General features: G+C 75.1%; 7 protein-coding genes. 4 read left to right on the top strand and 3 right to left on the bottom strand.

Annotated features, from left to right (window positions below; translation table 11 throughout):
* The 3 genes from amrb99_RS45630 to amrb99_RS45620 all read right to left on the bottom strand — a co-directional run.
* Positions 1-265: transposase (locus amrb99_RS45630; protein WP_190868342.1), on the bottom strand; the 265-nt coding region annotated here is incomplete at its 3' end.
* A gap of 122 nt (positions 266-387) precedes the next feature.
* Positions 388-1,158, bottom strand: a complete 771-nt coding sequence (locus tag amrb99_RS45625) for an ABC transporter permease (RefSeq protein WP_241756551.1) — start codon at positions 1,156-1,158, stop codon at positions 388-390.
* Positions 1,155-1,940 (bottom strand): ATP-binding cassette domain-containing protein, encoded by a 786-nt coding sequence (locus amrb99_RS45620; RefSeq protein ID WP_190868339.1) that lies wholly within the window; start codon positions 1,938-1,940, stop codon positions 1,155-1,157. The genes amrb99_RS45625 and amrb99_RS45620 overlap by 4 nt, the downstream gene beginning before the upstream one ends.
* A 72-nt stretch (positions 1,941-2,012) precedes the next feature.
* On the opposite strand from amrb99_RS45620, the gene amrb99_RS45615 reads away from it, so the two are divergent.
* The 4 genes from amrb99_RS45615 to amrb99_RS45600 all read left to right on the top strand — a co-directional run bounded on the left by amrb99_RS45615 (position 2,013) and on the right by amrb99_RS45600 (position 10,098).
* Positions 2,013-2,642 carry a TetR/AcrR family transcriptional regulator gene (locus amrb99_RS45615; protein WP_190868338.1) on the top strand — a complete coding sequence of 210 codons (630 nt, stop codon included), beginning with the start codon at positions 2,013-2,015 and terminating at the stop codon, positions 2,640-2,642.
* A 65-nt stretch (positions 2,643-2,707) separates the two neighbouring features.
* Positions 2,708-3,973 carry an alpha/beta fold hydrolase gene (locus amrb99_RS45610; RefSeq protein WP_190868337.1) on the top strand — a complete coding sequence of 422 codons (1,266 nt, stop codon included), beginning with the start codon at positions 2,708-2,710 and terminating at the stop codon, positions 3,971-3,973.
* Between the two features lie 141 nt (positions 3,974-4,114).
* Entirely contained in the window at positions 4,115-7,450 is a 3,336-nt protein-coding gene (locus amrb99_RS45605) for an ABC transporter permease (RefSeq protein WP_190868336.1), read from the top strand.
* Complete coding sequence (locus amrb99_RS45600; RefSeq protein ID WP_190868335.1) at positions 7,450-10,098, top strand: FtsX-like permease family protein; 2,649 nt, start codon at positions 7,450-7,452, stop codon at positions 10,096-10,098. The genes amrb99_RS45605 and amrb99_RS45600 overlap by 1 nt, the downstream gene beginning before the upstream one ends.
* Positions 10,099-10,152: the final 54 nt, after the last annotated feature.

Below are 10,152 nucleotides of genomic sequence, written 5' to 3'. Positions count from 1 at the left end.
CCGCATCGGCCTGAGCCTGCAGACCCTTCACGATCCGAGCCCACGTACCATCCCGCTGCCACCGCCGAAACAGCCCATAGACCGTCTGCCACGGCCCGAACCGGGTCGGCAGATCACGCCACGGGACACCGGTGCGGACCCGCCATCTGATCCCGTCGATCAAGTGCCGCTTTGACCACACCACCGGCCGACCAGGCTTCGCCCCCACCGGCAGCAACGGCTCCAACAGCGCCCACTGCGCATCGGTCAGATCACCACGACCCACAAACAAGATCATCCCGAACCGGCAGACACACCGTGATCAACTTCTGAAACACGGCCTAGCCGACTCCTGCGGGCCGGCCTTTGCCTGCGCGGCCGCCCCTGCGGCCTCGCTCGTGTCCGGGCTCAGCCGCCGCACCGGAACAGCCAGGTCCCGGCGGTCAGCGACACCGCCGCGAACGCCGCCGTCACCGCCGCGCCGACCGTGAACGTCCCGCTCGTGTAGTGCCCGAGGTACGCCTGCCGGACGGCGTCCACCGTGTACCGGAACGGGACGGCCCGGGACGCGCCGTCCAGCCACCCCGGCGCCAGCGTCATCGGCAGCAGCAGGCCGGACAGGAGCATCAGCGGCATCCCCGCCGTGTTGGCGATCGCGGCGAACTCCGGTGGCGTCCGCACGTTCATCGCCAGCCCGTACGACAGCGCCGACAGCGCGGCCGACAGCACGGCGACGAACGCGAACCCGACCAGGACGCCCGAGACCGGGGCCCGCAACCCGAACGCGAGCCCGAGCAGGACCAGCAGCGCCGCCTGGACCGCGAGCTGCACCACGTCCCGCAGCGTCCGGCCGAGGAGCAGCGCCGCCGGACGCACGGGCGTGACCCGCATCCGGTCGATGACGCCCTGGCCGCGCTCCACGATGATGCCGAGCCCGACGTACGAGCCGCCGAGGATCGCCAGCTGGACGAGCACGCCCGGGACGAACGCCTGCCACGAGGATCCGTCCACGCCCAGGCCGAGCCGGGTGAGCAGCGGCCCGAAGAGGGCGAGGAACAGCAGCGGCTGCAGCATGCCGAAGAGCAGGTTCGTCTTGGAGCGCGTCGTCGCCCGCATGCAGCGGCCGAAGATGACGCCGGTGTCGGCGAGGAGCTCGCGCATCAGGGTTCTCCGGTTCATATCGCGATGGGCGCGTGCTCGTCCGGGACGCTGTGCCCCGTGATGGCGAGGAACGCGTCCTGGAGGCTGGCGTCGGGGTCACCCGCGTAGCGGGTCTTGAGGGCGGCGGGGGAGCCCTCCGCGACGACCGTCCCCGCGTCCACGACCACGATGCGGTCGGCGAGCGCGTCGGCCTCGTCCAGGTAGTGGGTGGTGAGGAAGACGGTCGTGCCGTGCTCGTCCCGGATCCGGCGGACGAGGTCCCACAGCTCGGCGCGGCTGCCGGGGTCCAGCCCGGTCGTCGGCTCGTCCAGGAACAGCACCGCCGGCCGGTTGACGAGCCCGAGCGCGATCTCCAGCCGCCGCCGCTGCCCGCCGGACAGCGCGCCGGCCGGCCGGGCCAGCAGGTCGGTGAGCGCCAGGTCGCCGGCCAGCCGCTCGGCCCGCTCCCGCGACTCGGCGCGGCCCAGCCGGTGCAGCCGCCCTTGCGTGACGAGCTCCTCCAGCACCGAGCAGGCGGGGTCGAGCCCGCCCGCCTGCGCGACGTACCCGATCGCGCGGCGCACGCCGGCCGGGTCGCGGCGCAGGTCGCATCCCGCCACCTCCGCCTCGCCGCCGGTCGGCGGCAGCAGCGTGGTGAGCATCCGCAGTGTCGTCGTCTTCCCCGCGCCATTCGGCCCGAGGAACCCGAGGATCTCGCCGGACGGGACGGACAGGTCGATGCCGCGCACCGCGTGAACGGGCCCGGACTTGAGGGCGAACGTCCGGGTCAGGCCGCGGGCGCTGATGACTGGCGTGGGCATGGCGGCGATAAAACCATAACGGACTCCAAATTTGCAATCGACTTAAACTTTGCGTCCCGCTACAGTGTCCGCATGGCGGAGGGGCTCCGGGACCGGAAGAAGCGGGAGACGCGGCGGCGCATCGCGGACGCGGCCGTCGCGCTGTTCGTGGAGCGCGGCTTCGACCGGGTGACGATCGCCGAGGTCGCCGCCGCCGCGGACGTCTCCGTCAACACCGTCTACAACTACTTCGACGCCAAGGAGGACCTCGTCCTCCCGCCGCACCACGGCGACCGGCTCGCCGGGATCGTCCGGGAGCGCGAGCGCGGGGAGTCCGCCGCCGAGGCCGTCCTGCGGCGCCTCCGCGAGGAGGTCGGGCGCCGCGACCCGTCCCTCGGCCTCACCCCCGGCTTCGCCGGCTTCTACGCGATGATGCGCGCCGCCCCGACGCTCATCGCGCGGCTCGACGAGATCGCCGTGCGGATGACCGCGTCCCTCACCGACCTGCTGGCCGCCGAGACCGGCGCCGCCTCCGGCGACCCGCTGCCCGCGCTGGTCGCCGGCCAGATCGGCTGGCTGCACGCGCACGTCCTGAGCGAGGTCGGCAGGCGCACCGACGCCCGCGAGGACCCCGAGAGGACGGCGGCGGCCCTCCTGCGCCTCCTCGACGCCATCGAGGACGTCCTCGGCCCCCGCGTCCTCGACTACGCCCGCCGCCCCTGACCGTCCCGCCGCCCCTGACCGTCCCGCCGCCCGGCCCCGGCACGGCGGTCGGCGATAGTGGGAGGATGCCGAACTCGTTCACCCGGCCCGGGTACGCGTGCACGGACCACTTCCTGGACGTGCCGCTCGACCACGGCGACCCGTCCGGTCCCGCGATCCGGATCTACGCGCGGGAGGTCGTCGCGCCCGGGAAGCGCGGCGCGGACCTGCCGTGGCTGCTCTACCTCCAGGGCGGGCCCGGCAACAAGTCGCCGCGCCCCGGCGCGATGCCCGCGGCGTGGCTCGCCCGCGCGCTCCAGGACTACCGGGTGCTGCTGCTCGACCAGCGCGGCACCGGGCGCAGCACGCCGCTAAACCGGCAGACGCTCCCGGCCGACCCGAAGGCCGCCGCCGAGCTCCTGCGGCACTTCCGCGCCGACTCGATCGTCCGGGACGCGGAGCTGCTGCGCCGCCACCTGGCCGGGGACCGGCCGTGGAGCGTTCTCGGGCAGAGCTTCGGCGGCTTCTGCACGGTGACGTACCTGTCGATCGCGCCGGAGGGGCTGAGCGAGGCGTTCGTCACCGGCGGGCTGCCGAGCCTGACGGCGACGCCCGACGACTGGTACCGGGCGGCGTACCGGCGGATCGCGGCGGCCAACGCGCGCTACTTCGCCCGCTATCCCGGTGACCAGGACGTCGCGCGCCGCATCGCCGCGCACCTGGACCGGGCCGACGAGCGCCTGCCGGGCGGGGAGCGGCTGACCCCCCGCCGCTTCCAGAGCGTCGGCATCGGGCTCGGCCATTCCGCGCAGTTCGACAATCTGCACTACCTGATGGAAGAGGCGTTCATCGCGGACGGCCGGCTCTCCGACACGTTCCTGCACGGCGTGAACGCGATCGTGTCGTTCGCCGCGCAGCCGCTCTACGCGCTCATCCACGAATCGTGCGTCAGCAACGGGACGGCGTCGAACTGGTCGGCCGCCCGGGTGGCTGAGGAGTTCCCCGAGTTCGCACCGCAGGCCGAGCCGTTCCTTTTCCTGGGTGAGACCATCTTCCCGTCCTTCTTCGAGGAGGACCCCGCGCTGGTCCCGCTGCGGGAGTGCGCCGACCTCGTGGCGGCGCACGAATGGCCCGCCCTTTACGACCCGGAACGGCTGGCGTCCACGACCGTTCCGGTCGCGGCGGCCGTCTACTACGACGACATGTACGTGGACCGCGAGATGTCGATGGCGACGGCCGCCGCCATCCCGGGGATCCGGACGTGGGTGACCAGCGAGTACGCGCACAACGGCCTGTCGGCGGACGCGAACGTCCTGGACCGCCTCATCGCCCTCCGCAACGGCGACGTGTGAGCGCCCGCGCGCGTGGGCCGGCCCGCCGGAGACATGGCTGATCTGTCCAGATCATGGTGAAGTACCGGAAATGTTGCGATAGGTAAAAGAAACAACGTCAGCTCTTGTTGTCCGGATCACACCCATTGATCATGTGCGGCTATGGGGCAACGGGGGCTCGTCGTCAGGCGCATGGCCGCGGACCGCACGCTGGTGCTGGCCGCGTGCGCCACCGCGCTGTTCGCCACGACCGTCCTCGCGGCCCTCGTCGGCTACGCGGGCTCGGTGACGCGCGAGGGCCTGCGGCGCACGCTCGCCGACGCGACGTTCGCCACGGTCGGCACGACGCTCGGCACCAACGTCCCCGCCGGCGGCCTCACCACCGCCCAGCACCAGGTGGACGGCGCGCTCAAGCAGATCTACCGGGACGTGCCGCTGACGGTCTCGATGGGCGTCCGCAGCGACTCCTACACCCTGCCGGGGCAGGAGAAGATCGAGCATCCCCAGCTGACCGCTTTCGCGACCTACACCGGCATCGAGCGGCACGCGCGCCTCGCCCAGGGGCGCTGGCCCTCGCCGGGCGCCGGAGCCGGCAAGGACGCCGAGATGGAGGCCGCCCTCCCGGCCGCCGCCGCCCGGTCCGTGCACGCCTCCGTCGGCGACGTCCTCACCCTGCACGGCCGCGTCGACAAGAAGTCGGTCGTGCGCGCCCGGATCGTCGGGCTGTTCGAGGTGCCCCGCCCGGACGACTACTTCTGGCAGGGCGACCAGCTGGTCACCACCGGCGCCGAGCACGGCGACTACACCACCTACGGGCCGCTCGTCGTCCCGCAGGACGTGTTCGCCGCCCGCCTCACCGGCACCGGCGTGGACGTCCGGTGGACGGTCATGCCGGACCTCCGGCGCATCGACACCGGCGACCTCGACGGGCTCGGCGACCGCGCCGCCCGCAGCGCCGCCATCGTCCAGAAGGCCGCCGGCGGCGCCCAGTACACCGTCGTGACGAGCCTGCCGAAGCTCGCCTCCCAGCTCGCCGACGCGGTCCGGGTCACCCGGTCCACGATGCTGATCCCGGTGCTCCAGCTGATCCTGCTCGCCGGATGCGCCTGGATGCTCGTCGCCCGGCTGCTGGCCGACCACCGGCGCGGCGAGGTCGCGCTGCTGCGCACCCGCGGCCTCGGCATGCGCCAGCTCGCCGCGCTCGGCGTCGCCGAGGGCGCCCTGATCGTGCTGCCCGCCGCGGTGTGCGGTCCGCTGCTCGCCGGGCCGCTGCTGCACCTCGCCGGATGGGCGCCCGCGATCCGCGCGTCCGGGCTGCGGCTCGACGCCGGGCCCCTCGCGCCGCTGTACGGCGTCTCGGTCGCCACCGCGCTGGCCGGGGCCGTCGCGCTCACCGTCCCGACGCTGCGCGGCGCCAACCGCACCTTCGTCGAGGCGCAGGCCGGCATCGGCCGCACCCGCCGCGGCGGGCTCGTCGGATCGGGCGCCGACCTCGCGCTGCTCCTCGTCGCCTCGCTCGCGATCTGGCAGCTCACCCGGTACGGCGTCGACGGGACCGGCGCGTCCGGTGGCGCGTCCGGCGTCGACCCGGTCATCGTGTCCGGGCCCGCGCTCGGGCTGCTCGCCGGCGCCGTCCTGCTGCTGCGCGTCGTGCCCGTCGCGTCCGGCGCCGCCGAACGCGTCGCCGCGCGCGGCCGCGGCCTCGCCCCCGCGCTCGGCGCCCGGCAGGTCGGCCGCCGCCCGCTGCGCTACGCCGGACCCGTCCTGCTGCTGGTCATGGCGATCGCCGTCGGGGTGCTGTCGGTCACCACGATGGCGACCTGGCGGCGCTCGCAGACCGACCAGGCCGACTTCCAGAGCGGCGCCGACCTGCGCGTCAGCGCGCCGGTCGGGGTCTTCGCGCCGACCGCGCTCGGCGGCGGCGGACGGGTCGCCGCGCTGCCCGGCGTCACCGCCGTGACCGGCGTCCTGCGCGTCGAGGGCGCCGTCGGCACCGCGTCCGCGACCATGCTCGCCGCCGACGCCGAGCGCCTCGGGACGATGCTGCGGATCCGCTCCGACCTCCGGGACGGCCTGGCGCTCGGCGAGCTGGCCGCGGCCCGCCCCAAGGCGCCCGCGCTCACGGTCCCCGGCAGGCCCGCACGCCTGCTGTTCGACGTCCGGCTGAAGCGCACCGGCTCCGCCCCGCCGCTGCCCGACGGCACCGTCCCGCCGCCGGTCGACGCGTACAAGGCCCAGGCGACCGTCGCCGACGCCCGCGGCGTCACCGCCCGCGTCCAGCTCACCGGCATCCCCGCGGACGGCAGGACCCACACCGTCGCGGTCGACACCGCCGCCCTCGCCGGACCCGGCGGCGTGCTGAGCTACCCCCTGTCGGTCCGCGCCCTGCACTACTCCTACGACGACAACGGGTACAGCGGGCCCCTCGACCTGACCCTGGAGCACGTCCGCGGGGAAGGGACCGGCGACGCCGCGATGCCCGCCGGAGCGCGCTGGGACGTCTTCGCCGAGCCGGCGGACCCCGCCCACCCGTCGCGCCCGAAGCTGGAGAAGGGCCCCGGGCTCGCCGAGATCGCGATCCCCGCGAGCCCGCCCGGCGAGGTCGTGTTCGGCAGCCTCCGGCTCGCCAGCGGGACGAACGTCCACGCGGTGCTCGGCACCGGCGCGCCCCCGTCCCACGGCGACCAGAACGAGCACCTCCAGCCGGTCGTGCCGGGCATCATCACCGGCGCCGCCGCGTCCCGCGCGAAGGTCGGCGTCGGCGCCACCCTCACCCTGAGCACCGTCGACGGCGACCAGCCCGTCAAGGTCATCGGCATCGTCAGCGCGCTGCCCACGACCGCGCCCGGCGCCCCGGGCGTCCTCGTCGACCTGCCCACCCTCGTGCAGGAGCGGCTCGCCGCCGGACGCGCCGGCCCCGACAGCACCCGGCCCGGCGAATGGTGGGCGTCCGTCCGCGGCGACCGCACCGGACCCGCCGCCAAGGCCGCCGGCGCGCACCGCGAATGGGGCGAGGTGACCGGCGACCGCGCCGCGCTCCGCTCCCGGCTGCGCGACGCGCCGCTCGGCGCCGCGCTCCAGGGCGCGCTCGTCCTCGGCTTCGGCTCCGCGCTCGCCTTCGCCGTCATCGCGTTCGTCGTGAACGCCGCCGTCACCGCCGGGCAGCGGTCCCGCGAGTTCGCGGTGCTGCGCGCCCTCGGCGTCCATCCCCGCCAGGTCACCGGGATGCTCGCCGTCGAGCAGGCGTTCCTCGTCGTGCTCGGCCTCGCCGGCGGCACCGCGCTCGGCCTGATCGTCGCGCGGCTGGTCGTCCCGCACCTGGTCGTCGGGGTGCAGGCCACCGAGCCCTACCCGCCGGCCGTCCTGATCGTCCAGTGGCCGCTGGTCGCGGCGATGCTCGCCGGGACGGCCGCCGTCCTCGGGCTCGTGCTGCCGCCGGTCATCCGGGTCCTGCGCCGCCGCGACGTCGGCGCCGGACTGCGCGCGGGGGAGGAATGATGCGCCGAGCCCTGCACGCCGGGCCCTGGCTCCGGCTGGCCCGCACGCAGTGGGCGCCGCTGGCCGCGCTCGCCGCGCTGACGCTGGTGACGGCGGTGCTGGCGGTCGCCGTCCCGGCCGCGACCGCCGCCGGGTACGACCGCGACGCCACCTCCACCGTCGGCACCGACTCCGACCTGAGGGTGGTCGGCAAGGCGAAGGGCACCGGCGCCTCCAGCGCCGTCCCGAACGAGGGCGCGCTCACCGCCAACGCGTTCACCTGGCAGCAGCTCCTCCCGGGCGCGCTGCGGACCGTCACGGGCCCGCCCGAGGCGTCCGTCGCCCTGGACTCATCGCAGGGGATCGCCGGCGAGTTCACCGAACCGCGGGAACTGGACCTCGGCTGGGACCCGGGGGCCGACCAGCGCATCATGATCACCGCCGGGCGCCCGCCGGTGAACCAGCCTCCCCTGAACCCCGGCGCCTCCACGCCGGAGATCCAGGTGATGGTCGCCCAGCGATACGCCGACGCCATGGGCTACAAGGTCGGCGCCCGGCTCGACCTCTCCGACAAGGACATCCCCGACCCGCTGCACGTCCGCATCGCCGGGCTCTACGCGCCGATGAACCCCCGCGACGCCTACTGGGCGTCGCGCCCCTCCCTGCTCCAGCCCATCGAGCGGATCGTCGGGAGGGACGGCACCAGGGTCTTGCGCGGCACCGCGCTGACCGACGCCGGCGGCTACACCATGATCGCCGCCGACGCCCGGCGGGGCTTCACCTTCACCTGGCGGTTCCCGGTGCGGACCGGTTCGGTCGACACCGGCCGCGCGCGCGCCATCGCCGCCGATCTCGACTCCTACAGCGCCGCCGTGCAGGGCCACGCCGGACTGTTCGCGTGCACGGTGGAGACCCCGCTGGAAGCACGGCTCGGCGCCTTCCTCGGCCGGCTCCGCACCGCGCAGTCCGTTCTCGGGATGGCGCTGGCGGGGCTGCTCGCCGTCGGCGCCGGGGTGCTGCTGCTCGCCGCCGGCCTCCTCGGCGAACGGCTCCGGCCCGTCCTCGGCACGATGCGGGCCCGCGGCGCCTCGCTTCGCCAGCTCACGCGGTACGCCGGGGGCCTCACCGCCCTCGCCGTCGTGCCCGCCGCGGCGCTCGGCACCGCAGCCGGGCTCCTGCTCGACACCGGGCCGCCCCAGGCGAGCTCGTTCTCCGCGGTCGCCGCGCTGGTCGCGGTCGTGCTCGCGCTGTCCGGCGCGATGGTGCTGCGCGAACGCGGCGGCGGCCTCGGCTCCGCCGGCGGCGCCCGCCGCGACGACTTCACCACCGCGCGCCCGTCGCCGCGCCGCCTCGTCCTGGACCTGCTGCTGGTGGTCGTCGCCGTCGCCGGTGTCGTGGTGCTGCGGCAGCGCGGCGGCGCGTCCGGCGACGATCCGCTCGTCGCGGCCGTCCCCGTGCTGCTCGGCGCCGCGCTCGGCATGCTCGTCCTGCGCGGCTACCCGTACCTGCTGCGCGCCGCCGCGCCGCTGCTGCGCCGGGGCCGCGGCGCCGTCTGGTTCGTCGGCCTCGCGCGCGCGTCCCGGCAGAGCGTGATCGGCGCGCTGCCGCTGGTCATCCTGCTGCTCGCCGCCGCCGTCGCCGGATTCAGCGCAACTGTGGACACGGCGCTGCGGCACGGGCAGGTCCGCGCCTCCTACAGCGTCGTCGGCGGCGACGTCCGCGTCGGCTCCACCGGTCTCGACCCGGGCGTGGTCGCCAAGGCGCGCGCGGTCAAGGGCGTCACCGCCGTCGTCCCGGCCCGGGCCGTCCCGCAGGTCACCGGGCCGGGCGAGCCCGCCCCCATCACCGTCCTCGGCATCGACCTCGACGCCTACCGCGCGGCGTTCCCCGGCGTTCCCGGCATCCCGGACGCGCCGCACGGGCAGCTCGTCTCGCCCGGCGCCGCCGGGATCCTCGACTCGGGGTCCAAAGCGGTCACCCTCAGCAGCCACTACATCGACCCGTTCCGGTTCAAGCCGGACGCGACGATCGAGCGGTTCCCGTCCATGGACACCGGATCCGCCTTCGTGGTCGTCCCGTACAAGACGTTCGGATCCGGCAACTACCCCACGGAGCTCTTCGTCCGCGGGGACCATGTCGACATCGCCGCGCTGCGCAAGGTGCTCGACGCCGCCGCCCCCAAGGGCGTCCCCAGGGACGTGCAGCTGCGCCGCGACGTCCTGCACGGCATGACCGCCGTCCCGATGGTCGACCTCGTGCACCGCACGTTCCGGAACGCGGCCCTGATCGGCGGCGAGTACGGGCTGCTCGCCGTCCTGCTCGTCCTGGTGGTCGGCGCGCGCGCACGCGGACGGACCGTCGCGCACCTGCACGTCCTCGGCCTGAACCGGCGGCAGAGCCGCGCCCTCGCGCTCGTCGAGATCGCCCCGGTGCTGCTGTGCGCCGTCGCCGCCGGCTGGGTCCTCGGGCTGCTGCTGCCGGAGATCACCGGTCCGGTCGTCGACCTGCGCTCCTACACGTCCGGGTTCACCGCGACTGGCCACACGCCCGGACTCGCCGCGCTGCTGGGGCTGCTGGCCGCGCTGCTGCTCGCCGCCGCGGCGGCCCTCGCCGTCGACCGCGCCTTCGACCGCCCGGACCTGGGCGACGTCCTGAGAACGGGGGACTGAGATGAGCGAAGCGAACCGGGGAGCGCGGGGGCCGTGCCCCCGCATGGAGGCGGA

The organism is Actinomadura sp. RB99 (genome assembly GCF_014706005.1).
Taxonomy (GTDB): Bacteria; Actinomycetota; Actinomycetes; order Streptosporangiales; family Streptosporangiaceae; genus Spirillospora.
The sequence above is the reverse complement of the archived record's forward strand: the minus strand, read 5'-3'. Positions and strand labels throughout refer to the sequence as shown.